The following is a 25,008-nucleotide window of genomic DNA, read 5'->3' on the forward strand; positions in this document are numbered from 1 at the left end:
TGAAACTTAGAAACGATAGGTCAGGTTCACTGCCACGACGTCGTCGGTGCTCAGCTTCAGTTTGTTATCGTCGTTCAACTGGTTGATTTTGTAGTCAACGTAGGTGTACATGTTTTTGTTGAAGTAGTAAGTCGCACCCACTTCCACGTATTTCACCAGATCAACATCGCCAATCCCTTCGATATCCTTGCCTTTAGACTGCACGTAGGCCAGAGAAGGACGCAGACCGTTTTCGAACTGGTACTGGGCCACAACTTCGAAGTTCTGCGTTTTGTTGGCGAAGCCAGATACGCCATTGCCGCTGATTGGCGTCATGTTGCGCGTATCGGCGTACATGGCAGCCAGGTAAACCTGGTTGGCGTCGTATTTAATCGCTGTGGTCCAGGCCGTTGCGCTGTCGCCTTTACCGTAATCAGATTTTTTCTGATCGCTGGTGCGGTTAGAATCCGAGAATGCCGCCGCTACGCCGATACCGGAGCCGCCGATGTCCTGGTAATCCAGGGACATGCCGTAACCGTCGCCGTTCTGTTTGGTCACGCCGCGGCTGTCGCTGTCGTTTTTGCCCTGGTACTGCAACGCCAGGTTCAGGCCTTCCACCAAGCCGAAGAAGTCGCGGTTACGGTAGGTAGCCAGGCCGTTGGAGCGCGCGGTCATAAAGTTGTCGGTGTAGCTGTAGGAGTCGCCGCCGTATTCCGGCAGCATGTCGGTATAGGCTTCTGCGTCGTACACCACGCCGTAGTTACGGCCGTAGTCGAATGAACCGTAGTTGGCGAATTTCAGGCCGGCAAAGCCCAGACGGGTTTTGGTGCCGGCAGTGCCCTGCGCTTCATCGTGGTTGGCCTGGACGTTGTATTCCCACTGGCCGTAACCGGTCAGTTGGTCATTGATTTGCGTTTCGCCTTTAAAACCGAAGCGGACATAAGTCTTGTCGCCATCTTCGGATTTGTCATCGCTGAAAACATGTTTGGCGGCTACGCGACCGTACAGGTCGAGTTTATTGCCATCTTTATTATAAATTTCTGCCGCGTTGGCAAAGGAGGTCATTGCCCCTAAGGCAATAGCTAAGGCTAATACACTGCGTTTCATCATTTATTTTCCTAGATATTATAATTTTAATTTCTGCCCATCACGCCCAATTTATGGTTTGGGCTGTGATCTTTATCATTTAGTGTTTTATGAGCGCCTCTAATTAAGAAGCCATGTGACATTAGCATCATGAATCCAAACTTAAAATAAAAAAGTTCATAAAACACCGTGGATAAAGCATGTTTATTTGTAACTAAATATTACAACAAAGAGGTCAATCAACCCATTGATTCATATTGATATTTATTACATATCTTATAACCAATTTGGTGCAACGCACCATAAAGGTGCAATTTAGTTTCCTTTTGTATGCTTTCCATTCGATTCATAAATACCATGAATCTTAGCATGGTTACTAATAACGTTACTTATTTCACATTTTTATCTGAGTAAAGTCATTGCGGTAATTTAGTGCGTTTCACCACGCTTTAAGCAAGTCTTTTACCGCTTCGAATAATTAAATCGATTCAAACCATCAAAAAATGACGGCAAAAATAAATTCAACATAAAATATAAGTTTCGATAGAGAGACTATAAAGAAGGGGAAGTAACAGGAATTAGCAGCAGGATATACCACCGTTATTTAAGGTTGCAGCCGACATCGCTACAACCCTAAATACTGTAAGTATAAAACCGTATTCGAAACTGGCAGGTTAATACAGCGTGCTGCGCGGCGCTTCAATTAGCACCATACCGGCGCGCAATCCAAGTGCGACCTGGGGATTAGGGAATAAAATCCATTCTCTGGCATGCTGAACCCGGTACTCCTCCCCCGGTTGTTCGCACAGTAACGTCCCCTGCTCCAGCTCGGTAAAGTTGGCGGTATCATCACTGAGATGCAGTTTGAACGCTTCGCTACGTTTGATCAGCGATCGCTCAACGCGGAACACCCGCAGAGCCTCTCCCATTCGCTGCGGCAAGGCTTCGCCACTGACTGCCGCCTGCAGTGCACGGTTAATGGCCGCAAATTGCTGTAAATCATTGCTACCAAACGGCCGCGCCTTGCCCAGTTCCAGCGTACAGCTGGCGGCGCCGGCATGTTCACTGGTGAAATTACTGAAGGTGCCGCCCGGCGCACTGTGGATCACCAACGCATCCAAATCGGCCGCGTCCAGCAATGCCAGCATCTCGGCACTGTAAGGCCCGGTCTGGAAAGGAAGAATCCCGAAGCGCGGTAAGCGTGAATCACGAATCGCCGTATGCAGATCATAATGGAAACGTGTCGCTTGCTCACCGTCGAAAAACGCGGCGACGACCTGCTCCAGCTGCTGCGCCCGCATGGTTTCGTCGCTGTGGCTGAAATCGCGATAGCGGCCGCCAAACATCCGGTTCATGTCGCTGTGCAGGTACCGTTTATTGGCGCGCATTGACGGTGGGTTGCCCAATATCACCAGCAGCCGAACCGCCAAAGTTCGCTCGCCGCCAAGCAGATCCTTGACCAGTTGATTGAGCAGCTCAATCGGCGCCGTTTCATTGCCGTGGATCCCCGCCGACAGCACCACCGCCTGCCGGTATCCCCGGCGCGGTGTGATTTCCAGCAGGCCTTCCGCCAGCCAACGCCAGTGTAAATCCGCATTTTCGCCCCGTTGCTCTTCGGGCGTTTGCCCTTCCAGCGTCAGAGCCAACAAATCAAACATGATGACATCGCCTATTGTTGGAAAGGATAAACCGATCCCAGCCCGAGGATGGTCGTCAGGGTATCCAGCGCATCGCGCCCTTCACGCAGCAATTGCGGATCAGCCAAGTCGTTCTGCGTCAGACGATCTCGGTAATAGCGGTCAACCCAGTCATTGAGCGTAACGAACAGCGTATCGTTCATCATCACGCGCGGATTGACCGCCCGCAATTCCTGCTCGTTCAGCGCCACACGTAATCGCAGGCAGGCAGGCCCACCGCCATTGCGCATACTTTCACGCAGATCGAACACCTTGATTTCATCAATTGGTCCGCCACTGGCCACCATCTCGCTCAGATAGCCCCACACGCCGCGATGCTGGCGCGACTCTTCCGGCACCACAATCATCATCTTGCCGTTAGGCTTGGTCAGAATTTGGCTGTTGAACAGATAGGTCGCTACCGCATCCGCCACGGAAACCCGCTCCGTCGGCACCTCAATCGCCACCAGTTCGCTGTCCAGCGACGCCATTTTGCGACGCACTTCATCCAGCGCCTGCTGCTGCTGATAAAACGCTTGCTGATGGTGGAACAATACATTCTGGTTACTGACGGCGATAACGTCGTTGTGGAATACGCCCTGATCGATCACCGCCGGATTCTGTTGCACAAACACCGTATGTTGCTCATCCAACTGGTGCAGACGGGCAATCGCCTCCCCGGCCTCGCGGGTCTGGCGTGCCGGATAGCGAGTTGGGGCGATTTCTCCGCCAAACTCCTGTCGGCCGTAGACGAACATCTGCACGCTACGCTTGCCATAATCGCCGCCCAGTCGGTTGTGGTTGGCCGCGCCTTCGTCACCAAACAGCGCCACCTGCGGCAAAGCCTCATGGTGGGCGAAATGGCGTGGATCGTTGAAAATCGCCCGCAGCACGCCGGTGGTGGTCTCGGCCTCAATCGCACGATGGAATTTGTTGTTCAGATTGGCCGCGGTGAAATGCACTTTGCCATCCGCGCTGTCCGCCGAAGGTGAAACCGTGGCCGCATTGGCGGTCCACATGCAAGAAGCCGAGCTGAGCGCAGACAGCAGGCGCGGAGACTGCTTCATCGCCTGCGCCAAGACCGTTTCGTCGCTGCCGCTGAAACCCAACTTACGCAGCATCGGCAGGTGCGGTCGTTCCTGCGGCGGCAATACCCCCTGCTGAAAGCCGAGATCCGCCAGCGCCTTCATCTTCAGCAGACCCTGTTTGGCCGCCAGTTTCGGATTCGACACGCTGTTTTGATGCTGGGTCGAGGCCTCATTGCCAAATGACAACCCGGCATAGTGATGCGTCAGGCCCACCAGACCATCGAAATTGACTTCATATCCTGACATGCTTTTCTCCTGGGCCCAGCAAGCTCGGCCCTACTCAAAACATACCCTATGAATTTCAAGTTGCAGCCAGGCGAGCAGCTTGCTCATCCCCAGTTATTGTAGGGGCGCTACATGCTGTGCCCGCGTTAAACGGGGCGAACTTATTCGCCCCGCTGCGGCTTGAAAGGCGACGGGTAAAATTTAATTAAACGACAGCCCCGGCGACAAACTGGCCGGCAGCGTCAGGCTTTCGCTTTCCAATGACGCCATTGGCCAGGCGCAATAATCTGCCGCGTAATAGGCGCTCGGACGGTGGTTGCCGGACGCCCCGACACCGCCGAAAGGTGCCGCACTGGAAGCCCCGGTTAAAGGTTTGTTCCAGTTGACGATACCGGCACGCGCTTCCAGCAGCAGATGATCAAACTGCTCACGCTGCGGCGAGACCAGCCCAACCGACAGGCCATAACGCGTTTGGTTGGCGATACGCAGCGCCTCATCAAAGTCGTTATAGCGAATGATGGTGGTTAGCGGGCCGAAGTACTCGTCGTCCGGTACGTCACGCACCCCGGTCACGTCAATAATGCCTGGGCTGAGCAGCGCGGTGCCGCTTTCCAGACGCTGCATGGTCAGCAGAGCTTTGCCGCCCAGTGCCAACAGGTGATGTTGCGCCGCCAGCATTTTTTCCGCCGCCGCCGAAGAGATCACGCCGCCCATAAACGGCTGCGGTTCAGCGTCCCAACGCCCGACACGCAGCGCACTCGCCACCTGCACCAAACGCTCGATAAAAGCGTCGCCCTCACTGCCGCGTTTCACCAGAATGCGGCGCGAGCAGGTGCAGCGCTGGCCGGCGGAAATAAACGCCGACTGAATCGCCAGGTTAACCGTCGCATCGCGATCCTCGATCTGATCGATAATCAGCGCGTTGTTGCCGCCCATTTCCAACGCCAGGATTTTTTCTGGCTGCCCGGCCAACTGGCGATGCAGGTGGTAACCGGTACCCGCACTGCCAGTGAACAGCAGGCCGTCGATATCCGCACTGGCGGCCAGCGCCTCACCGGTTTCACGCCCGCCCTGCACCAGATTGAGAACCCCATCGGGCAGCCCGGCCTGTTGCCACAGTTTCAGGGTTTCTTCGGCAGTTTGCGGCGTCAGTTCACTCGGCTTGAACACCACGGTGTTGCCCGCCAGCAGCGCCGGCACGATGTGGCCATTCGGCAAATGTCCGGGGAAGTTATAAGGGCCGAACACAGCCAGTACGCCGTGCGGGCGGTGGCGCAGCACCGAAGCACCGTCCGCCATCGCAGTCTGGCTTACGCCGGTACGCGCCTGGTAGGCCTGCAATGAAATCGCCACTTTGCCGATCATCGCCTGCACTTCGGTCAGCGTCTCCCAACGCGGTTTACTGGTTTCACGGCTGATCACCGCCGCCAAAGAAGACTTGTGCTCTTCCAGCAAAGCGGCAAAACGCTTCACCAACTGTTCGCGTTGTTCGAACGGAGTACGTGCCCAGGCCGGAAAAGCGGCGCGGGCAGCTTCACAGGCGGCAGCAACATCGCTGCCGTCGGCGGCGTTGGCCTGCCACAGCGGTTGGTTATCAACCGGATCGGTTTTGCTGAACGCAGCGCCATGGCCTTGCTGCCAGGCACCATTAATAAAGAGTGCAGGATGTGACATTACGCTTTCTCCTGTGCAATAAGGGGGATGACCCGCACCGGGCTGCCTTGTTCAACGCCCAGCGCCTCGGCGGTAGCGGCATTGAGATGTAGACGGTCGTCATACAGATCGGCATTGACCAGCAGTGCGCGGTAATTCTCATAATGATCGTTGGCCACCAAAAGAGCCGGCGCATCGGCGCGCATCGGGGTCTCATCCAGCACCACTTTCACCAGACGGCTTTGTTTGACCGCGCGGATCTGATCGATTTCCGCTTCCAGCGTTGGGCCACCGTCAAAAATATCGACGTAACCCTGATAACGCAGCCCTTCGGACTCCAGTACCCGGCGTGCTGGCACGGTCTGCGGGTGCACTTCGCCAATCACTTTTTGCGCGTCTTCGGCCAGGAAATCGACATACAGCGGGTGTTTCGGCATCAGTTCGGCGATAAACGCTTTCTGGCCGGTGCCGCTCAGGTAGTCCGCCTTGGCGAACTCGATGGAAAAGAAATGGTTCCCGACGCTCTCCCAGAACGGCGAACGGCCCTCTTCATCAGAGAAACCGCGCATTTCGGCAATCAGCCGGGCGGAGAAACGCTCACGGAAAGCGGCGATAAACAGGAAACGCACCTTCGACAACAGCTTGCCGTTTTCGCCGTGACGATAGTCCGGATCGAGGAACAGCGTGCACAGTTCGGAATGGCCGGTGTGATCGTTACTGAGGAACAGCGTCGGCACCGATTTATACACGTTCAACTGTTTGGATGCATGCACCTGCGTGCCGACGCGGAAGCTGTACCAGGGTTCAGTCAGCCCGACGGCCACTTCAATCGCGCAAACCCCTACCGCCTGCTGGCGCTCGCTGTCTTCCAGCACAAACAGATAACACTGGTCACCACGCGGAAGTTCGCCTTGCCAGGTTTTTAACGCCCGCTCAATGCGTGCCGACAAGGTATCTTCATCTTGTGGCAGGGAAGTGAGACCGATGCCGGACTTACCGGCTAGCGTCAGTAAGTCAGCCAAATCGCGACGCTCTATAGGGCGAATAATCATCATAATGCGAACCTCGTCTGAATCAGGCTGCGCCGGTAAGGGCGCAGCCTGTGTGTTAGCTGCAAATCCGCGCCACGGCTCGCGCGAATCGCGCCAGCCCCTCTTTCACATCCTGCTCAGGAATAACCAGTGAAGGGGTGAAACGCACCACGTCCGGACCGGCGATCAGGGCAATCACGCCCTCTTCGTTGGCAAACTGCGTGATCTGCTTCGCCTTGCCGGCGTAGTCCTTGGTCAACTGGCAGCCAATCAACAGGCCGCCGCCGCGGATATCAGAGAAAATCGGATACTGCTGGTTAATCTTGTTCAGGCCGTCAAGGAACCACTGGTGGCGTTGCTTAACCCCCTCCAGCACTTCCGGCGTGTTGATGACGGAGAACACCGCGCCCGCCACCGCCGTTGCCAGCGGGTTACCGCCGTAGGTGGTGCCGTGGGTGCCGACGCTCAGGGTTTTGGCCAGTTCGTCAGTGGTCAGCATAGCGCCGATCGGGAAGCCGCAGCCCAGCGCTTTCGCGGTGGTCAGCACGTCAGGAACCACGCCGTACTGCATGTAGGCGTACAGGTCGCCGGTACGGCCCATGCCGGTTTGCACTTCGTCGAAAATCAGCAGCGCATCGTGGCGATCGCACAGCTCACGCAGGCCTTGCAGGAAAGCAGCATCGGCCGGCAACACGCCACCTTCGCCCTGAATAGGCTCGACGATCACCGCGCAGGTGTGGTCGTTAATCACCTCGGCAGCGGCTGCCAGATCGTTAAATGGCGTGTGGGTGATGCCGCCCGGCAATGGCGCGAAGTCCTTGGAATACTTAGGCTGGCCACCGGCAGACACGGTAAACAGCGTGCGGCCGTGGAAGGCGTTGTTGAATGCCACAATCTCGTTCTTGCTGTGGTTGCCGTTATCCAGTGCGCGTTTACGCGCCAGTTTCAGCGCCGCTTCGTTGGCTTCCGCCCCGGAGTTACAGAAAAACACCTTCTCGGCAAAGGTGGCGTCAATCAGCAGTTTGGCCAACCGCAGCACCGGCTCGTTGGTATAGCCGTTGCCGAGGTGCCAAAGTTTGCCCGCCTGCTCCACCAGCGCTGCGGTCACGACCGGGTGCGCATGGCCCAGCGCGTTAACCGCAATGCCGCCAGCAAAATCGATGTAAGACTTACCCTGCTGATCCCATACCTGCGAGCCTTCTCCCCGTACCAGAATAAAATCAGCGGGGGCATAAACCGGGACCATCCAGTCGTCGAAAGACTGGCGGGTAACTGCGATTGGCTGTTCCATAATGACCTCATAACTTCAGCAAAGACTGAATTTTGACTGTAAGGGCCGCTCCAGCCTGGATGGTCCACAACAAAACATAAAAAACCGCGCCGTTCGATCCGTTTTTTAGCCGGTGATAACTCTGCCTTTCACCGCCTATTCAGAAACAAATCTGTTACATCATTCGCGTTTTTCGCTATTTATGCCGGGTATCAGGTCCTGTAACGGGGAATAAATGTTAACGAGCAGTTAAAATACATGCCGTTTGATAAAGAGTGTAGAGCAGCTATCGTGCCAAAACGGGATTTTTGGCGAAAAACGCGGTTTTTTTCGGTAAAACAACGGCTTATAATGCATACTTATTCAATAAATATGCATTGCTAATGAATAATTGGAAAAATAAGGCGAAAAATCATCATTGGCTGCGAAATCCTATTCAATGACAAAAAACTTCGATATTTCTGATCGCGCTCGCAAAAATAATTTGGCCTGATTTGCTCCCCATCACACTTTTGCCCCATTCAGGTGCAGAAAATGCACCGGATGCGGGCAAACCCGCGTCATTACAGGCTCTGCGTGCCCCTGTATGGGCCAAAATCGGGCGTGAACCTGGGCAACTGCCGCGTCAGATCTCATATTTGTTAACTTGCCGAACAAAATGTTGACAGTCTGCTGACGCGATAATAGGTTAATTTCAATGGAACACGTGTTCCATGATGAAAAAACACACACCACATCGACTGCACAGGATCGGGGTTATCATGGCTCAAGTCTGCTTGCGTAATAATAAAAGAATCACCGGGGTCGCACTGGCCGTGCTGCTGGGCCTGCCTCTTTCCGCCAGTGCCAACACCAGCATTACCTTCGCCAACTATTTGCCCAATGATTACATCAACAAAGTGATTAAAGACTTTGAGGCGGCGCATCCGGACATTCAGGTGCAGTCGATCAAATGCGGCTTCGCCGACTGTCATCAAAAGCTGACCACCGCGTTGGCCGTTGGCCAAGGCGCCGCCGATATCTTCAGCGTCAGCACCATCAAACTCGGCAGCTTCGCCAACTCCGGCGGCCTGAATAACCTGAGCGCCCCGCCGTTCAGCATTGATAGCCAGGGCTGGCAGTTCGATCCTTCGATGATCAGCCTGGCTAAGGGTAATGACGGCAATATCTATGGCGTGCCTTACGACACCGGGCCGGTGATCATGATCTACCGTAACGACATGGTTCAGAAAGCGGGTGTAAAGATTGAGGACATCACCCAAAGCTGGGACAGCTTTATCGCCTTCGGTGAGAAGCTGAAAAAAGAGCAAGGCGCCTATCTGCTGCCGGCGGCCACCAGCCTGATCAATCCGCTGGTGGTAGGCATGAACAGTGAGCCGGGTAAGCCGGTATACACCAAAGACGGCAAGCCCAACCTGGATTCACCGCAAATCAAACAGCTGATGACGGTGATCAAAACGCTGTATGACAAAGGGCTGGCAGCCTCCCTGGACGGCTCCACCAACTCGCAGGAATACATCAAACTGTACCGGCAGGGGAAACTGTTCGCCGATATCGATGGCCCGTGGGACGAAGGCCGCATCGAGCAAGAACTGGATCCGGACGGTGCGAAAGCCGGTCTGTGGCGGGTGACGGGCGTGCCGGGCAATATCAAGGTCAACGCAGGCGGCACCACGCTGGTGATCCCCAAGCAAAGCAAGAATGCCCAGGCGGCCTGGCAGTTCATTCAATACTTTATGCAGCGTGACGTGGTGATCGACGCCGCGAAAACCGCCGGCACCTTGCCTGCACGCCTCGATGTGTATAACGCGCCTTACTTCGATACGCCCAGCAGCATTCTCGGCGGTCAACACTCGATGCGCTATTACGCCAGCCTGGTGCCTGACCTCAAGCCCGTAGCTTCCTCACCGGAAGACAATATCGCCAACGAAATTCTCAACGAAGCGGCGAAGAAGATCCTGGTGCAGCATCAGGACATCGACAGCACTCTGCGCGATGCCAATAAGCTGCTGGAGCGGCGGATGCGCGCCCTGTAATCATCAGCCAACGGCGGCTTACCGGCCGCCTTTTTTCGTTTTCCGTCGGTTCGGGGAGTCTATGCGTAAGCGATTTTTCAAAGGGCTGCTGCACGATCACCGCACCGCCTACCTGCTGCTGCTGCCTTTCATGCTGCTGTTTGCGGTGTTCAACGCCTTCCCGATCTTCTTCTCGGCGTTTCTCTCATTCCAATCCTGGAACCCGGTAAAAGGCCTGAGTTCGATGAAGTTTGTCGGGCTGGATAACTTTTACTATGCCTTCACCGATGACGCCTTCTGGGTGTCGCTGGTCAACACCATTAAAATCACGTTGGTGTCCGGCCTGTGCCAACATCTGTTCGCCATCACCCTGGCTTATTCGCTGCTGCACATCATCGTGCGCGGCAGGCGTTTTTTGAAGGCGGCGATCTTCCTGCCCTACATCACCTCTTCCGTTGCCGTCAGCCTGATCGTGTTCAACCTGTTCTCGCCGGTCGGCATGGTCAACGAGCTGTTAAGCGAATTGGCCGCCAAGCTGCACCTGAGCGCGCTGGCCGCCGCGTTGCCGATCAACTTCTTTGACAGCGACTGGATCCGCTTCACCATCGCCAATCAGGTGACCTGGAAGTTCACCGGTATCAATACGGTGATTTACATGACCGGTCTGGCCTCTATTTCGCCGGACCTGTACGAAGCGATCGAGCTGGACGGTGCTGGCCGCTGGCAAAAATTCCGCTATATCGCACTGCCGCTGCTGGCGCCCTTTATCTTCTTCGCCACGCTGATGACGCTGATCGGCAACATGCAGCTGTTCAATGAGCCCATGATCCTGACGCAGGGCACCGGCGGTGTCGACAACAGCGGCCTGACGGTGTCGATGTACGTCTACAAGACCGGCTGGTCCTATCTGGATATGGGCACCGCTTCGGCCATCTCCTGGATCCTGTTCCTGCTGATTGCGCTGGTGAGTGCGCTGGTGTTTTGGGGTTTCGGCAACCGTGGAGGACTCAAAAATGATCGCTGAGGGCCGCCGTTTCGACACCGGCAAGCTGGTGATTTACCTGTTGGTATCGCTGTTCGCCTCGCTGTCGCTGTTCCCGTTCTATTGGTCGGCGTTGCTGGCGACGCAGGACACCCGCAGCATCATGGGCATGTCGCTGCGCTTCGGCAGCCACCTGCTGGAAAACTACCGGGGGCTGGAGCAACAGGTGCCTTTCACCCGCTCGCTGCTCAACACCCTGTATGTCACCGCCATGGCCACCCTGACCAGCGTGTTGGTTTCCGCCGCGGCGGGCTACGCCTTCAGCGTCTATCAGTTCAAGGGCAAAAAGGTGTTATTCACCACCCTCATGTTGACCATGATGGTGCCCAGCGTGGTCAACCTGGTGCCCTACTTCTTCGTGATTAAAAGCGTTGGCCTGCTCGACCAGTTTGCCGCCGTCTGGCTGCCCGCCGGGGTGAATATCTTCGGGATTTTCCTGGTGCGGCAATACGTCAGTTCCTCACTGCCCAGCGAAATACTCGACAGTGCACGCATGGACGGTCTGAATGAACTGCAGATATTTTTGCGTATCGGCCTGCCGCTGATGCGCCCGGCACTGCTGACGGTAGCGATCGTGGTGGTGGTCGATACCTGGAACAACTTTATGTTGCCGCTGGTGGCATTGCAGTCGCCGGACAAGCAAATTCTCCAACTGGTGCTGCGCAGCCTGAGCGGCGCTACCGCCACGCCATGGAACCTGGTGATGACCGGCAGTTTCCTGGCGATCGTCCCACTGCTGATCGCCTTTATCTTCTCGTCCAAACAAATGATGGAAAGCCTCACCCGTGGGGCGGTCAAAGGGTAACCTTATGCAATTCATTGATATTTACATTGAAAACGACACTGCGGCGCGCCAGCAAATCACCCTGTTTACCGCTGCGGAAGGTTCACTGCCGGTAACGCTGCAAAATGCCAGCCTGCAACAAGCCGCCGTCGGCGTGCTTTATCCGCTGGGTGACGGCCGTTTTGCGCTCAATATCGGCCCTGCCCTGACTCCCGCAGCCCTACAGGATGCCGGTGCCGGTATCGCCGTCGGGCAAAAACACTTCGGGCTGCAGCACCTGCGCCTGACACTGGATGAAGGCTCATCGGCCAGTACAGAAACCTGGCGCTGGCTGCTGTTCGGCCTGCGTCTGGGCGCTTATCGCTATCAGCATCATGCCAGCGCTACGCTGACCGACCCGACCCAGCCGTTAGCCAGTCATGATGCGACAACGCAGGCGCTGTGCGACTGGGCCAATCTGCATGCCGAGGGCGTGATCATCGGACGTGAGCTGATGAATAAGCCGGCCAATATTCTCTATCCGCAAAGCTTCGTGGCGGCCGTCGCGCAATTGCCCTTTACTCATGTGCGCCAGGAGGTGCTGGATGAAGAGCAGATGGCACAGCTTGGCTTCGGTGGCCTGCTGGGCGTTGGTCAAGGCAGCGCCCGCGCATCGCAATTACTGATCCTCGATCACCATCCCGCCAACGCACGCCATACTCTGGCGCTGGTGGGTAAAGGTGTCACCTTCGACAGCGGTGGCATCAGCATCAAAGGTGCGGCACGCATGAGCACCATGAAGTTCGACATGGGCGGTGCGGCTGCGGTGGTGGGCGCCATGCGTATCATCGACGCGCTGCAACTGCCGATCCGCGTGTTTGGCCTGTGCGGCCTGGTAGAAAACATGCCCTCCTCCCGCGCACAGCGCCCCGGCGACGTGGTGACCATGCACAACGGCAAGTCGGTGGAAATCATTTCAACCGACGCCGAAGGCCGCATGGTACTGGCGGACGTCATCAGCTATGCCCAGCAGCGCTTCCAGCCCGACTTTTTACTCGATATCGCCACCCTGACCGGCGGCGCAGGCGTGGCGCTGGGCAAGGAGTATGCGGCCATGATGGGTAACGACGACGACTTTCTGGCGCAGGTCACCCAGGCGGGCAAGGCCAGCGCCGAGCCGGTGTGGCCAATGCCGCACGGCGGCTGGTATCGCGGGGTATTGAAGTCTGAATTTGCCGATTACCGTCACGGCGGTGAAGATCCGCACGGCAGCCCGTGCGTGGCGGCGACCTTTATCGGCGAGTTCGTGCAGCCGGGCCAGCGCTGGGCGCACCTGGATATTGCCGCCATGTCTACCGATATGCCGCACCGCAAGCTGTACGCCAACGGCGCGTCCTCATTCGGCGTGCTGCTGCTGGCGCGATTGAGCGCCCTGCTTGCCCAGACGGAGTGCGAATGATGGCTTACGTAGAACTGGTTGATATCAACAAACGCTATGACAACGGTTACCAGGCCGCCAGCGACGTGAATCTGCAGGTAGAGAAAGGTGAGTTTGTGGTGCTGCTCGGCCCGTCCGGCTGCGGCAAGTCCACCACGCTGCGGATGATAGCCGGGCTGGAAACCCTCTCCTCCGGCGAACTGTTGATCGACGGCGAACGCATGAACGAGGTGCTGCCCAAATACCGTGATATCGCCATGGTTTTCCAGAGCTATGCGCTGTACCCGCATATGACCGTCTATGAAAACATGGCGCTGTCTTTGAAAATCAAAGGAATGGCCAAAGCGGAGATTGCCACGCAGATTGCCGCCGTGGCCGAAATGCTGCACCTGACGGAATTCCTGAAGGTCAAACCCGGCCAGCTTTCCGGTGGTCAGCGTCAGCGCGTGGCGTTGGGCCGGGCGATCGTTCGGCGGCCCAAGGTGTTTCTGTTTGACGAACCGCTCTCCAACCTCGATGCCAAACTGCGCAACCGCATGCGTCAGGAGTTGTCTGCACTGCATAAGGCGATCGGCGCGACCATCATTTACGTCACCCACGATCAGGTGGAAGCCATGACCATGGCGGACAAAGTGGTCATCATGAATCAGGGGAAAGTGCAGCAGATCGGTACGCCGCTGGATCTTTATCATCGCCCGGTTAATCGCTTTGTCGCCGAGTTTATCGGTTCGCCGCAGATGAATCTGTTTGACGTGCAGGTTCTGGTGCAGGGCGAGCAGATCGTATTGCAGGGCGACTCTGGTTTGCTGCTGCCCTTGAGCGCCGCCGAATTCCCGGCGCTGGCAGCAAGAGGAGGCGACTGGCTGACGCTGGGCTGTCGTCCGGAAGCGTGCAGCATCAGCGCGCCACGGGCAGAACCCCACTTGAGTGGAACACTGGTGTACAGTGAAAACCTGGGCGCTGAGAGCAACCTGTTCGTACAGGGTGACAACGGTGCGCAGTACATCGTCAAACAGCACGCCCAACTGCAGTATGCCCAGGGCCAGCCGCTGGCCATTACGCTGGATATCACCGCCCTGCACTTTTTTGATCCGCATAGCGGTCAACGGGTAGCTCAAAGCGGGGAAACAGTGTTGCCGGCCGGCATTCTGTGAGACCATATCGCCGCTGCGTGCCTCTGCCGCAGCGCCCCGTTTTCCGTTGAGTAGCTGCCGTATGCCGATGAAAAAAGTCACCTCTCACGATGTCGCCCGCGTGGCCGGCGTTTCACGCACCGTGGTGTCACGCGCCTTTTCCAATCAGGGCCGGGTCTCGCAAAAGAACCGCGATCTGGTGATGCGCGTCGCCAGTCAGTTAGGCTATGCGCCAGACGCCATCGCCCAGAGCCTGCACAGCGGCAAAACCGGCTTTGTCGCGGTGGTAGTGAACCACTTTCACGATTTGTCTGACCTGGAGTTTTTCGATCGTCTGGTTGAACAACTGCAGAAGAGCAACCGGCAGGCGGTGATGATCCGCCTGGAAGGCATTGACGATCCGGCCAACTACCTGAAGCAAACCATCTCTTACCATGTCGATTCTGCCGTGGTGTTCGCCGACAACATCAGCGCGCGTGCAGCAAAAGATCTGTTTCGCATCGCTACGCCCATTATGCTCAACGGTTTGGCGGGCGACGCCCTGTGCGACGCTCTCAACGCCGATGAGTCACCCAGCCTGCAACAGCTGGCGGCACTGATGGCGCAAAAGGGTCAACGCCGCGTGGCGCTGCTCGGTGGCCGCAGCAGCGCCCACGGTGAACAGCTGCGTCAACAAACCTTTCTGGCTCATGCCGCACAGCAGCAGTTAGAGATTGTCGCGCAGCTGAGCGGCGACTACAGCTACCTGAGCGGCTTTAACCTCGCGCCGCAGCTGCTGGACGCGCTTCCGGCTCCGCAGGCCATTTTCTGCACCGCAGACTCCATGGCGATGGGGGTGATGGACTATATTCGTTTGCACACTTCGCTGCAGATCCCTCAGGACGTCGCGGTTTACGGCTTCGACGATATCCCGATGGCAGCCTGGCCGAGTTACCAACTCACGTCGGTACGCCGCGATATGGACGCAATGATCGCCGCCATCGTTCGGCTGGTCGAACTGCGCAGCGGCAGCCCCCAGGCTGCGCCGCAGCAGATCACCATTCCCACCGAGTTGGTGGTTCGCGCGTCTTGCTAAACCGGTAGGGGTGAGCCTGTTCGGCCCGATTTAACGCATTGATGATGCTATTGGGCGCAGCATGCCGCGCCCCTTCCATAAACCACCGAGCAGCGGGTCACCGGGTGGTTATAATCTCCGCGTCGCGCAATTCCGGCGCTGCCATACCGCTCTGCCACAGCCAATACTGAATTGGGCCCGGGCAGTTAAGGCTGACGACCTTATGGTTTCCGTCCTTATCGATGGCGTGAATAGTCACCCCTTCGGTGTAGCCATCTTTCAGGTAATTCAGATCCTCGATGGCCTCGTACACCGCCTGTTCCAGCGTCATGCCCATCTTCATATACAGCACCACTGCGCGGCTGGTACCGCAGCGAATGGTCATTTCCCCGGTGTGGGTACAGGCACAGGCGCCATAGCGGCTGTCGGCATAGGAGCCGCTGCCGATGATCGGGCTGTCCCCCAGCCGCCCCGGGTATTTCCACGCCCAGCCTGACGTTGACGTCGCCGCGCTGAGCGTGCGCCCACCATCCATGGCTAAAAATACCGTGGTGTCGCGCACCCGTTCTGGATCGGTGGCATTATTCGACAACCCTGCCAGTGGGATATTCGGCCAGTTGCGAAGCTGTTCGGCGTCCATCGCCTGCTCCAGTTTTTCCCACCAGACACGCTTGGAGTCGGCAATCAGGTTGTCACCCGCCAATGCGCCGATCTCAGCGGCGAAACGTGCCGCTCCGGCGCCCACCAGGATTTCATGGTTAAGATCTTCCATTACCCGATAAGCGACTTCCACCGGATGCAGATAGCCTTGTAACGCTCCCACCGCACCGGTGCGCAAGCTGTCGCCGTCCATCACCGAAGCGTCCAGCTCCATCTCACCCAGCACGTTGGGCCAGCCGCCGAAACCCACCGTACGTACGCTCGGGTCCAGCTCCACCAGCTTGATGCCCTCAACGATGGCACGCAGGCCATTCTGCCCCTGTCGTAACCGTTCGGCAGACAGACCGATACCCGGATGTCCTTCAGAGTTTGCAATCACAATCATAGGGTTATGTTTCCCGCACGGCGTTCAGCGCTAAAAGAAAGGCACCGGTGATGACCGGTCATTCGCATCAATGGAACACGTGTTCCATGGTGATTAAAAAATATCGCTGCCCACCTGAAAAGTCAAACCGAAGCGGTGAAAAGCGTGGCGTGACGCGCCTTTTCCAACAGGGCACACACCACTAAGCCCACAGGCACATTGTTCTACTACACTGTGATCTCACCAGAAGATTTCATCCCCCTGTGCCAGAGGAATCAAGATGTCCAAGAAAACTGTTGATCTCACCCAGCCTGCAGCACAGCACGATATCCGTACCTTTCTTGATGCGCTGAACTCCAGTGACGCCAAACCCCTGGAGCAGTTGAGGCCGAAAGAAGCGCGTAAGGTGATGGAGGGCCTGCAAAGCGGTACCGAAGTCCCTCTGCGTGAAGTCGAAATCAGCGAAAAAACCATTCACGTCGATGGCCAGGATATCCTGTTGCACATCGTGCGACCGGCCAAAGCAAAGGAGAAGCTGCCGGTATTCATGTTCTTCCATGGCGGCGGCTGGGTGTTGGGGGACTTCCCGACCCACGAACGGCTGGTGCGCGATCTGGTCCACAGCTCCGGCGCAGCTGCGGTGTTCGTTAACTACACCCGATCGCCGGAAGCCCCTTACCCTGTCGCCATCAATCAGGCCTACGCGGCGACCGAATGGGTGGCCGAGTACGGCGAGAAAATCAACGTTGACGGTTCACGTCTGGCGGTCGTCGGCAACAGCGCCGGCGGCAATATCGCGGCGGTGGTCAGCCTGATGGCGAAAGATAAAGGCACGCCTGCCCTGCGCAGCCAGATCCTGCTGTGGCCAGTGACCCATGCCAATTTCGATACCGAGTCTTACCACCAGTTCGGCGAAGGCTATTTCCTCACCCGCAATATGATGAAATGGTTCTGGGACCACTACACCACCGATAAAGCCCAGCGCAAAGAGATCTACGCCTCGCCGCTTAACGCCACGATGGAACAGTTGAAAGGCCTGCCACCGGCGCTGGTGCAAACCGCCGAGCTGGACGTGCTGCGTGACGAAGGCGAAGCCTACGCCCGCCTGCTCAACGCCGCCGGAGTCGAAGTCACCTCCACCCGTTATAACGGGCTGATCCACGACTATGGCTTGCTCAACGCGATCGCAGAAGTCCCGGCGGTGCACTCGGCCATCCATCAGGCCGGGCGCGCGCTAAAACATTATCTGGCCTAAGCTCAGCCGACATAATGGCAGGCCACCCGATGTCCTGCCGCTACCTGCCGCAATGCCGGGGCCTGTTCCCGGCATTGCGCAGTGGCCTGCGGACAGCGAGTGTGAAAGCGACAGCCTTGCGGCGGTTGGGCAGGGTCAGGTAATTCTCCCCGGGCCATCGCCTGCGGCTGACGGTGCGGGTCCAAACTGGGTACCGCGGCCAACAGTGCCTGAGTGTAAGGGTGCAGCGGCCGACGAAACAGCGCATCGCGATCGGCGCTTTCTACAATCTGCCCGAGGTACATTACCGCTACGTCCTGACACAGATGCTCCACCACCCCAAGATCGTGCGAAATAAACAGGAAAGTCATCCCCTGCTGTTCCTGAAGATCGGAAAACAGGTTGATGATCTGCGCCTGAATAGAGACGTCCAGCGCCGAAATCGGTTCGTCGGCGACGATAAACTCCGGCTGCAGGATCAGCGCGCGGGCTACGCCGATGCGCTGGCGCTGGCCGCCGGAAAACTCGTGCGGGAAGCGCCCGTAATGCTGTGCCGACAACCCGCAGATTTCCAGCGTGTCTATCACCCGGTCTCGCAGCTCGCTCTTTTGCGCCAAACCGTGCTGCAGCAGCGCTTCGCCAATCGCATCGCCTACCCGCATTCTCGGATTCAGAGAGCTGTACGGGTCTTGAAACACCAGTTGCATCTTCGGGCGCATCGCGCGCCGCTCGCGGGCGCTGAGCGCATCTAACGCCTGTCCGTTGAACAGTACCTCACCGGCGGTCTTTTCATGCAGCCCCAGCAGGGTTCGGCCTACGGTGGTTTTACCGCTGCCGGACTCCCCCACCAGGCCAAAAACCGTTCCCCGGCGAATGCTGAAGCTGACATCATCCACCGCCCGCAGTTGCCCGGTGGTCTGACCGAATAGCCCTTCACGCAGCGGGAAATATTTCTTCAGCCCTTTTACCTCCACCAAGGGTTCAGCCAACATGAATACGCCCCCCGGCATTCAGGAAACAGGCGGATTGCCGCCGCCGATCGCCATACAATGGCGGAATACCATCACGGCAGCGGGCGCTCGCTTTGTCACAGCGTTCGGCAAAGGCGCAGTAGTCCGGCAAACTGGCCAGATCGGGCACCTGACCGGGGATCGAATACAACCGCCGCCGTCGCTGCCCCGCCACCGGCCGCGAGGCCATCAATCCCTGAGTGTAAGGGTGTTGCGGGTTGGCCAGCACTTCATGCGTGGCCCCCTGCTCGACAATACGCCCGGCGTACATCACCACCAGCCGATCCGCCATCTGGGCAATCACCCCGAGATCGTGAGTAATCAGCATCATCGCCATATTGTGCTTACGCGCCTGCTCGCGCAGCAGCGCCAGAATTTGCGCCTGCACGGTGACATCCAATGCGGTAGTGGGTTCGTCGGCAATCAGCAACGCCGGCCGGCAACTGATGGCCATGGCGATCATGATGCGCTGCAGCATGCCACCGGAAAGCTGGTGCGGATAGCTGGTCATCAGCTGTTCGGCGCGTGCCAGTCCGACCTCGGTAATCAGCGCCGTGGCCTCCCGCCAGGCCGCTTTGGGCGCAGTCCCCCTATGGCGGATTAGCGGCTCAACCAACTGCTCGCCGATGGTCAGCACCGGGTTCAGCGCACTCATCGGCTCCTGAAAGATCATCGCCAAACGGTTACCGCGTAAATCGGCCATCTGTTGCGGCCGCAGTTTCAGCAAGTCCTGGCCGTCGAAGTGAATTTCACCGCCGTCGATTTGCGCCAGCGGTTGCGGCAACAGCCCCATCAGCGCCATCGCGGTCACGCTTTTACCGCAGCCGGACTCACCGACGACCCCCAGCGTTTGTCCGGCATAAAGGTCAAAACTCACCTGTTGCACCGCCCGCACCCGCCCTTGTTCGCCCTGGAAGGCTACCGACAGTTGATTAAAGGCCACCAGCGGTTGGCTCATCGTCTTACCCCGTTCATTTTTGGATCAAGCGCGTCTCGCAGGCCGTCGCCGAGAATATTAATCGCCACCACGGTGATGAAAATCGCCAACCCCGGCGGCATCCACAGCCAGGGGCGGCGTTGAAAATCGATCAGGCTGTTGGCGGCGTCCATCATGTTGCCCCACGACGGCATTGGCGGCACCACGCCCAACCCCAGATAGCTCAGGGCCGATTCACTGAGAATGGCATTAGCGACGCCCATGGTGGCCACCACCACCAGGATCGGAATGGTATTGGGCAGCAGGTGGCCGAAGATACGCCGCGAGGTGGATAACCCCAGCACCTCAGTGGCCAGCATGAAGTCACGCTCGCGCAACGACAAAATTTGCCCACGCACCAGCCGCGCCAGCGACGGCCAGCCCAGCAGGCTGAGCATGATCATCACCATGTAAATACGGTAGTCCGGCGAAACGTCCAGCTCCGACAGCATCGCTCCCATGATGATCAGCAGCGGCAGGCTGGGAATGGTCATCAACAGATCGGCAAAGCGCATAATCAGCTTATCCACCACGCCGCCAAGATAGCCGGAGAGCGCCCCCAGCAGGTAGCCGAGCGTGACTGACAACAGCATCGACACCAGGCCAATGGTCAGCGAAATACGCCCCGCCAGCAGCAGGCGGGTATAAATATCGCGACCGAGAAAATCGGTGCCCAGCCAGTGTTGCGCGCCGGGTGCCTGATTGATACTCAACGCATCGCCGGCATCGTCCTGCCAGGGCGACAGCATCGGGCCGAACAGGCACAGCACCGCCATCAACACCAACAGCAGCAGTGAAATCATCGCCAGGCGGTGACGCCGCAGCCGCTGCCAGGCCTGGGCGGTCGGCGGTGGCGATAGCTGCGCCAGCGCCGGGAGTTGCGCTTGCCGCCAACGGCGACGACGCCCGAAAAACAAGGATGCCAACATAGTTACCTCAAACGAATGCGCGGGTCGGCATAGGCGTACAAAATGTCCGCCAGCAGATTGCCTAAAATGGTCAATACCGCCAGAAACAGCGTAAAGCCCATCAATACCGGGTAGTCGCGCGCCGCCAGCGAATCGAGATGGATGTGCCCGGCACCCGGCCAGTTGAAGATTTTTTCGGTGATCAGCGCACCGGAAAACAGCGCGGGTAGCTCAAAACCCAACAAGGTGATGATCGGCAACAGCGCATTACGCAGCGCATGCCGCAGGATCACCGTCTTTTCCTTCAGCCCCTTGGCGCGTGCGGTACGGATATAATCCATGCGGATCACATCCAGCATACTGGCGCGGAAATAGCGCGTCAGGGTGCCGGCCTGCAGCATCACCAACGCCAGCACCGGCAGCAACAGGTGCGCCGCCACGTCCAGTGCCCACGCCAATCCGCTGGCTTCGCTACCGGTGCGCAGCATGCCACCCGCAGGCAGCCAGTGCAGATCGACGGCGAACCATTTGATCAGCAACAGACACAGGAAAAAGGTGGGAAACGACATGGCACCGAAAACCGCCACGGTCACCAGATGATCGAACAGCGAATAGGGTTTCATCGCCGAGGCGACACCTACCGCCAGCGCAATGCCCCAGTACAGCACCAGCGCTACCGACGCCAGCAGGAAGGAGTTCCAGATGTACTGGTTCAACAAGGTACTGACCGGGATCTGGTATTGCAGCGAGAAACCGAGATCGCCCTGCAGCAGTTGACCGAGCCAGTGCAGATAACGGCTGAACAACGGCTGATCCAGCCCGTACAGCGCCCGCAGCTCAGCCGCGCGCTGCGGCGTCAGGTTGATGTTGCCGTCGATAAAGTCACCGGGGGTCAGCGCGAAAATAAAGAAAATCAGCAGCGATGCCAGCAGCATCATCGGAAGGGTTTGCAGCAAGCGGCGCAGGATAAAATTTCTCATGGTGTTTTCCGTCACCGCTGCCCAAACCGGCGCAGCGGTGCCTTACCGTTACTGAGCGATCTTGACGTCCGGCAGGCTGCCGGTCAGGCCGTTGTATACGTCCGGTTTAAAGCCGGTGACGCGTGCGCTGCTGGCGCTGAGCACTTTACGGTTCCCCAACAGGATCACCGGCGGATCTTCAGCCAGCACCTGATACAGATGGTGATACAGCGGCTTACGCTGCTCGATGTCCAGCGTGGCGTTAGCCTCGCCAATCAGCTTGTCCACCTGCGGATTGCTATAGCCGGTTTCACTGACCTGACTGATGAAATCGCGTACCCCGTCGTGCGGATCATTCAGCCCGCTGGTACTGAGCGACGCCAGATCGTAATTACCGGCCTTGCGTTGCGCCAGCAGCGCATTGAAATCCAGCACCTGCGGCTTCAACAGCACGCCAATCTGCCGATAGTTATCTTTGGCAATCGGCACCAGCGCGTCGTTAATCAGCTTTTTGGTCACCAACAGCGTCAGCTCCAGCTTTTTACCGTCCTTCTGGCGAATGCCGTCCGCTCCCGGTTTCCAACCGGCCTGATCCAGCAGTTGCTTGGCTTTGTTGACATCGTAAGCATAGGGGTTGATCCCCTTGGGATCATAAGCCCAGGATACGGGTGAGATCGGCTGATTGGCGACCGAACCGTAACCCTGGTAGACCACGGTGATCAGCTTTTGCCGATCCAGCCCGTAAATCAGCGCCTGACGCACACGCGCATCCTGCAGTGCCGGGCGTTTAAAGTTGAAATCCACCCGGCTGTAGTCGCTCGAGCTGTACAAATTGATATTGGCGAAGCCGAGCAGCTTCAGCTGTTCAATATCATCCGGTTTGGAAGTAAAGGCGTCGTAGTCGGTTTCACCGGTCTGGAACAGCTGGAAGTTGGTAGAGGGGTTGGTCACGCGGTAAATAAAACGCGCCACCGCTGGCTTACCGAGATAGAAGTTCGGGTTGGCGTGAAAACGGATCTCCTGACCCGGCACGTATTTGTCGTAAATATAAGGGCCATTGCCTAACGGCTTGCCGTTCAGCGCACGCACGCTGTCCAGCTTACCGCGCTGGTACTCCTTGCCGTAATAGGCTTTCGACAGCACCGGCCCGCCGATCAGCTGTAGCGTAGTCGCCCCCGGCTGGGTGGTGGTGATTTGAAGCGTACGATCGTCGATCACCTTTAGCCCGCTGATGCTGGGGGCAGTTCCGTTCTTGTACTCCGCCCCGCCCTGAATGTGCGCCGGAGTAATGTCGGTCTCTCCGTCATAGGCCGGGTCATGCAGCAGCGTCAGGGTAAAGGCAATATCTTCGGCCTTGATTGGCGAGCCGTCGCTGTTGACCAGATTAGGCCGCAGTTTAATGGTGTAGACCCGGTTGTCCGGGCTGACCTGCCAGGACTCTGCCAGCCGCGCCACCGGCTTGCCCTGGCTGTCCAGACCAATCAGCCGGGTAAAGATCACGTCGGTGACGTTCTCATCCCAGCCATTGCTGAACAGATAGGGATTGAAGTTACCCTGAGGTTCAAGAATACCGGCCACCACGGTGTCTTTACGCAACTTGGCCGCCGCCGGCACCAGGCTGGCATCGCTGGCCGGGGTAATACCTTCCGCCAAGGTTTCCGCCTGCACGCTAAATGCCAGCCCCACGGCACAGACGATCGCCAGCGTAACCAGTCGCTTTTGTAAAGGTTTGATTGCCTTGTTTTTTATTTTTCTCACCCACTGCCCCTCGTTTACCCGTTGATAAATGTGACAAAATTTATCGCAGAGTAATCGCCGGCCGGGAGGCTGTCTAACAACGAAACCGGCATTCTATTGCCGGAAATCGCAATATGAATTTTTCTATTGCGATAGCCGGCCGTTGGGGGGAGTTCAGCCTGCCGGCTCGAGCTGCCGGATAAGTTTGGCTAAGGTCTGGATAGCCGCTTCATGCTTGTCGCTCCAGTCGAAAGAGGCGTTCAATCGGAAGCAGTGGTTGAAATGGTTGCCGGTGGTGAACATCCTGCCCGGCGCGATACTCACCCCCAGCGCCAGCGCGCGCTGATACAGCTCCATCGACGACAACGCCGGATCCAGCTCTACCCACAAAAAGTAACCGCCATCTGGCTGGCTGACCTTTACGGTCGGAGGGAAGTGGTGAGCAATCGCCTGACGCATCATGCTCTGACGCTGAGCCAGCAGCCGACGCAAGCGCCGCAGATGGGTATCGTAGCCACCGTGTAGCAGATAATCAGCGATCGCCAACTGGGTGGGCACGCTGGTGGATACCGTGCTCATCAGTTGCAAACGCTGGATCTGCTGTGCGTAGCGCCCGGCAGCCACCCAGCCCACGCGAAAGCCCGGCGCCAGACATTTGGAAAACGACGAACAGTGCAAAATCTGTCCGCCCTGGTCTGATGCTTTGGCCGGCTGCGGGCGCTCAGCGCTGAAGTACAGTTCGCCGTAAACATCGTCCTCAATCAGCGATATCTGCCGCTCGCGCAACATGCCCACCAGCCGCTGTTTATTCTCTGCCGGCATCGAGGCGCCCAATGGATTCTGGAAGTAGGTCATCAGCCAGCAGGCCTTGATCGGGTACTGTTCCAAGGCATGTTCCAACGCATCCAGATCGATGCCGTCCTGCGGATGGGTCGCGATCGCCACCGCCTTTAACCGCAGCCGCTCCAGCGCCTGCAATGCCCCGTAAAAGGCCGGGGACTCGATCGCCACGTAATCCCCCGGCTGCGTCACCGCTTGCAGGCTAAGGCTCAGCGACTCCATGGCTCCGGCGGTAATCACGATTTCATCCGGGGCGACCTGCATGCCGCTTAAAGCATAACGCTGGGCAATGTTGCGGCGCAGCGCGTCGTTGCCGGGCGGCAGGTTAGCCAGCGAACTGTGCGGGGTAAATTTGCGCGCCACGCTGCTCAGCGCCCGCGCCAGCTTCGGCTGAGCAAACAGCGTAGCATCGGGAAAGGCCGAACCGAAAGGGACAATGCCTGGGTCTTTGCACGCCTGCAGCACGTCGAAGACAAAGGTGTTGATGTCTACCTGCTCGCTCAGCAGCAGTTTCTCCCCGCGTGCCGGCTGCGGCAGCGGCTGCGGACGCGCCGCCACGTAATAACCGGACTGCGGGCGCGCAACGATCCAGCCCTGGCTCTCCAGCAGTTGATACGACTGCACCACCGTCATCAGACTCAAGCCGGCGCGTTTACCGCTTTCCCGCAGCGAAGGCAGCTTGTCCCCCGCCCGCCATACCCGGTTCTGGATCTGTTCACGAATTTGTTGTGCAAGCTGCTCGTATCTGGTCATAGGCCTTAACTGTTATATGAAAAAGTGAAATAACTGTCACTATTATAGTCACTGTACTCCGTGCTTAACTTGACGCCAAGCTTTCCACAAAAAAATTACAGCTATACTGAAGAG

The 25,008-nt window shown here is 57.7% G+C and carries 20 protein-coding genes; 7 read left to right on the top strand and 13 right to left on the bottom strand.

The window, feature by feature from the left end; all coding sequences use genetic code 11:
• Window positions 1-6: 6 nt before the first annotated feature.
• From M495_RS14385 to M495_RS14410, 6 genes are all read right to left on the bottom strand, one after another.
• The gene (locus M495_RS14385) at window positions 7-1,089 is read right to left on the bottom strand and encodes a porin (RefSeq protein ID WP_020827402.1); all 1,083 of its coding nucleotides are present in this window, start codon (window positions 1,087-1,089) and stop codon (window positions 7-9) included.
• Between the two features lie 650 nt (window positions 1,090-1,739).
• Window positions 1,740-2,723: a succinylglutamate desuccinylase gene (astE, locus tag M495_RS14390; RefSeq protein ID WP_020827403.1), complete on the bottom strand. Its 984-nt coding sequence runs from the start codon at window positions 2,721-2,723 to the stop codon at window positions 1,740-1,742.
• An 11-nt stretch (window positions 2,724-2,734) separates the two neighbouring features.
• The gene (astB, locus tag M495_RS14395) at window positions 2,735-4,075 is read right to left on the bottom strand and encodes an N-succinylarginine dihydrolase (RefSeq protein WP_020827404.1); all 1,341 of its coding nucleotides are present in this window, start codon (window positions 4,073-4,075) and stop codon (window positions 2,735-2,737) included.
• A 180-nt stretch (window positions 4,076-4,255) separates the two neighbouring features.
• Window positions 4,256-5,728: a succinylglutamate-semialdehyde dehydrogenase gene (gene astD / locus M495_RS14400; protein WP_020827405.1), complete on the bottom strand. Its 1,473-nt coding sequence runs from the start codon at window positions 5,726-5,728 to the stop codon at window positions 4,256-4,258.
• A complete protein-coding gene (astA, locus tag M495_RS14405) occupies window positions 5,728-6,762 on the bottom strand; it encodes an arginine N-succinyltransferase (protein ID WP_020827406.1) in 1,035 nt (344 codons plus the stop codon). Before astA ends, astD begins: the two co-directional genes overlap by 1 nt.
• 52 nt (window positions 6,763-6,814) lie before the next feature.
• Window positions 6,815-8,029, bottom strand: a complete 1,215-nt coding sequence (locus tag M495_RS14410; RefSeq protein ID WP_020827407.1) for an aspartate aminotransferase family protein — start codon at window positions 8,027-8,029, stop codon at window positions 6,815-6,817.
• 740 nt (window positions 8,030-8,769) lie between these two features.
• Between M495_RS14410 and M495_RS14415 the strand changes: the two genes are divergently transcribed.
• The 6 genes from M495_RS14415 to M495_RS14440 all read left to right on the top strand — a co-directional run bounded on the left by M495_RS14415 (window position 8,770) and on the right by M495_RS14440 (window position 15,474).
• Entirely contained in the window at window positions 8,770-10,044 is a 1,275-nt protein-coding gene (locus tag M495_RS14415) for an ABC transporter substrate-binding protein (RefSeq protein ID WP_020827408.1), read from the top strand.
• 61 nt (window positions 10,045-10,105) lie between these two features.
• Window positions 10,106-11,047 carry a carbohydrate ABC transporter permease gene (locus M495_RS14420; protein ID WP_020827409.1) on the top strand — a complete coding sequence of 314 codons (942 nt, stop codon included), beginning with the start codon at window positions 10,106-10,108 and terminating at the stop codon, window positions 11,045-11,047.
• The gene (locus M495_RS14425; protein WP_020827410.1) at window positions 11,037-11,870 is read left to right on the top strand and encodes a carbohydrate ABC transporter permease; all 834 of its coding nucleotides are present in this window, start codon (window positions 11,037-11,039) and stop codon (window positions 11,868-11,870) included. The genes M495_RS14420 and M495_RS14425 overlap by 11 nt, the downstream gene beginning before the upstream one ends.
• Window positions 11,871-11,874: 4 nt before the next feature.
• Entirely contained in the window at window positions 11,875-13,287 is a 1,413-nt protein-coding gene (locus tag M495_RS14430) for a leucyl aminopeptidase family protein (RefSeq protein WP_020827411.1), read from the top strand.
• Complete coding sequence (locus M495_RS14435; RefSeq protein WP_041415470.1) at window positions 13,287-14,420, top strand: ABC transporter ATP-binding protein; 1,134 nt, start codon at window positions 13,287-13,289, stop codon at window positions 14,418-14,420. Before M495_RS14430 ends, M495_RS14435 begins: the two co-directional genes overlap by 1 nt.
• Window positions 14,421-14,481: 61 nt before the next feature.
• A complete protein-coding gene (locus tag M495_RS14440; protein WP_020827413.1) occupies window positions 14,482-15,474 on the top strand; it encodes a LacI family DNA-binding transcriptional regulator in 993 nt (330 codons plus the stop codon).
• Window positions 15,475-15,571: 97 nt separating this feature from the next.
• Here the strand turns inward: M495_RS14440 and M495_RS14445 are convergent, their stop codons facing one another.
• Complete coding sequence (locus tag M495_RS14445; protein WP_020827414.1) at window positions 15,572-16,498, bottom strand: N(4)-(beta-N-acetylglucosaminyl)-L-asparaginase; 927 nt, start codon at window positions 16,496-16,498, stop codon at window positions 15,572-15,574.
• Window positions 16,499-16,757: 259 nt separating this feature from the next.
• Here M495_RS14445 and M495_RS14450 point away from each other — a divergent pair, with 259 nt between their 5' ends.
• Window positions 16,758-17,732: an alpha/beta hydrolase gene (locus tag M495_RS14450; protein WP_020827415.1), complete on the top strand. Its 975-nt coding sequence runs from the start codon at window positions 16,758-16,760 to the stop codon at window positions 17,730-17,732.
• Between the two features lie 2 nt (window positions 17,733-17,734).
• Here the strand turns inward: M495_RS14450 and M495_RS14455 are convergent, their stop codons facing one another.
• From M495_RS14455 to M495_RS14480, 6 genes are all read right to left on the bottom strand, one after another.
• Window positions 17,735-18,703, bottom strand: coding sequence for an ABC transporter ATP-binding protein (locus M495_RS14455; RefSeq protein ID WP_020827416.1), 969 nt, complete (start codon window positions 18,701-18,703; stop codon window positions 17,735-17,737).
• Window positions 18,693-19,679, bottom strand: coding sequence for an ABC transporter ATP-binding protein (locus M495_RS14460; RefSeq protein ID WP_020827417.1), 987 nt, complete (start codon window positions 19,677-19,679; stop codon window positions 18,693-18,695). Before M495_RS14460 ends, M495_RS14455 begins: the two co-directional genes overlap by 11 nt.
• Window positions 19,676-20,626: an oligopeptide ABC transporter permease gene (gene opp4C, locus M495_RS14465; RefSeq protein WP_020827418.1), complete on the bottom strand. Its 951-nt coding sequence runs from the start codon at window positions 20,624-20,626 to the stop codon at window positions 19,676-19,678. Before opp4C ends, M495_RS14460 begins: the two co-directional genes overlap by 4 nt.
• Window positions 20,627-20,628: 2 nt before the next feature.
• Window positions 20,629-21,585: an ABC transporter permease gene (locus M495_RS14470; RefSeq protein ID WP_020827419.1), complete on the bottom strand. Its 957-nt coding sequence runs from the start codon at window positions 21,583-21,585 to the stop codon at window positions 20,629-20,631.
• Window positions 21,586-21,633: 48 nt separating this feature from the next.
• Window positions 21,634-23,322, bottom strand: coding sequence for an ABC transporter substrate-binding protein (locus M495_RS14475; protein ID WP_020827420.1), 1,689 nt, complete (start codon window positions 23,320-23,322; stop codon window positions 21,634-21,636).
• A gap of 153 nt (window positions 23,323-23,475) precedes the next feature.
• Window positions 23,476-24,894 carry an aminotransferase-like domain-containing protein gene (locus M495_RS14480; RefSeq protein ID WP_020827421.1) on the bottom strand — a complete coding sequence of 473 codons (1,419 nt, stop codon included), beginning with the start codon at window positions 24,892-24,894 and terminating at the stop codon, window positions 23,476-23,478.
• Window positions 24,895-25,008: the final 114 nt, after the last annotated feature.

This window comes from Serratia liquefaciens ATCC 27592 (assembly GCF_000422085.1).
Lineage (GTDB): Bacteria > Pseudomonadota > Gammaproteobacteria > Enterobacterales > Enterobacteriaceae > Serratia > Serratia liquefaciens.

Bases quoted from the DNA above. Each gene is read 5' to 3' on its own strand.
- M495_RS14415 (WP_020827408.1), top strand. From the start codon at position 8,770: ATGGCTCAAGTCTGCTTGCGTAATAATAAAAGAATCACCGGGGTCGCA.
- M495_RS14385 (WP_020827402.1), bottom strand. From the start codon at position 1,089: ATGATGAAACGCAGTGTATTAGCCTTAGCTATTGCCTTAGGGGCAATG.
- M495_RS14435 (WP_041415470.1), top strand. From the start codon at position 13,287: ATGGCTTACGTAGAACTGGTTGATATCAACAAACGCTATGACAACGGT.
- M495_RS14455 (WP_020827416.1), bottom strand. From the start codon at position 18,703: ATGTTGGCTGAACCCTTGGTGGAGGTAAAAGGGCTGAAGAAATATTTC.
- astB (WP_020827404.1), bottom strand. From the start codon at position 4,075: ATGTCAGGATATGAAGTCAATTTCGATGGTCTGGTGGGCCTGACGCAT.
- M495_RS14480 (WP_020827421.1), bottom strand. From the start codon at position 24,894: ATGACCAGATACGAGCAGCTTGCACAACAAATTCGTGAACAGATCCAG.
- M495_RS14430 (WP_020827411.1), top strand. From the start codon at position 11,875: ATGCAATTCATTGATATTTACATTGAAAACGACACTGCGGCGCGCCAG.
- astA (WP_020827406.1), bottom strand. From the start codon at position 6,762: ATGATGATTATTCGCCCTATAGAGCGTCGCGATTTGGCTGACTTACTG.
- M495_RS14470 (WP_020827419.1), bottom strand. From the start codon at position 21,585: ATGAGAAATTTTATCCTGCGCCGCTTGCTGCAAACCCTTCCGATGATG.
- M495_RS14425 (WP_020827410.1), top strand. From the start codon at position 11,037: ATGATCGCTGAGGGCCGCCGTTTCGACACCGGCAAGCTGGTGATTTAC.
- M495_RS14450 (WP_020827415.1), top strand. From the start codon at position 16,758: ATGTCCAAGAAAACTGTTGATCTCACCCAGCCTGCAGCACAGCACGAT.
- opp4C (WP_020827418.1), bottom strand. From the start codon at position 20,626: ATGTTGGCATCCTTGTTTTTCGGGCGTCGTCGCCGTTGGCGGCAAGCG.
- M495_RS14410 (WP_020827407.1), bottom strand. From the start codon at position 8,029: ATGGAACAGCCAATCGCAGTTACCCGCCAGTCTTTCGACGACTGGATG.
- astE (WP_020827403.1), bottom strand. From the start codon at position 2,723: ATGTTTGATTTGTTGGCTCTGACGCTGGAAGGGCAAACGCCCGAAGAG.
- astD (WP_020827405.1), bottom strand. From the start codon at position 5,728: ATGTCACATCCTGCACTCTTTATTAATGGTGCCTGGCAGCAAGGCCAT.
- M495_RS14440 (WP_020827413.1), top strand. From the start codon at position 14,482: ATGCCGATGAAAAAAGTCACCTCTCACGATGTCGCCCGCGTGGCCGGC.
- M495_RS14445 (WP_020827414.1), bottom strand. From the start codon at position 16,498: ATGATTGTGATTGCAAACTCTGAAGGACATCCGGGTATCGGTCTGTCT.
- M495_RS14460 (WP_020827417.1), bottom strand. From the start codon at position 19,679: ATGAGCCAACCGCTGGTGGCCTTTAATCAACTGTCGGTAGCCTTCCAG.
- M495_RS14420 (WP_020827409.1), top strand. From the start codon at position 10,106: ATGCGTAAGCGATTTTTCAAAGGGCTGCTGCACGATCACCGCACCGCC.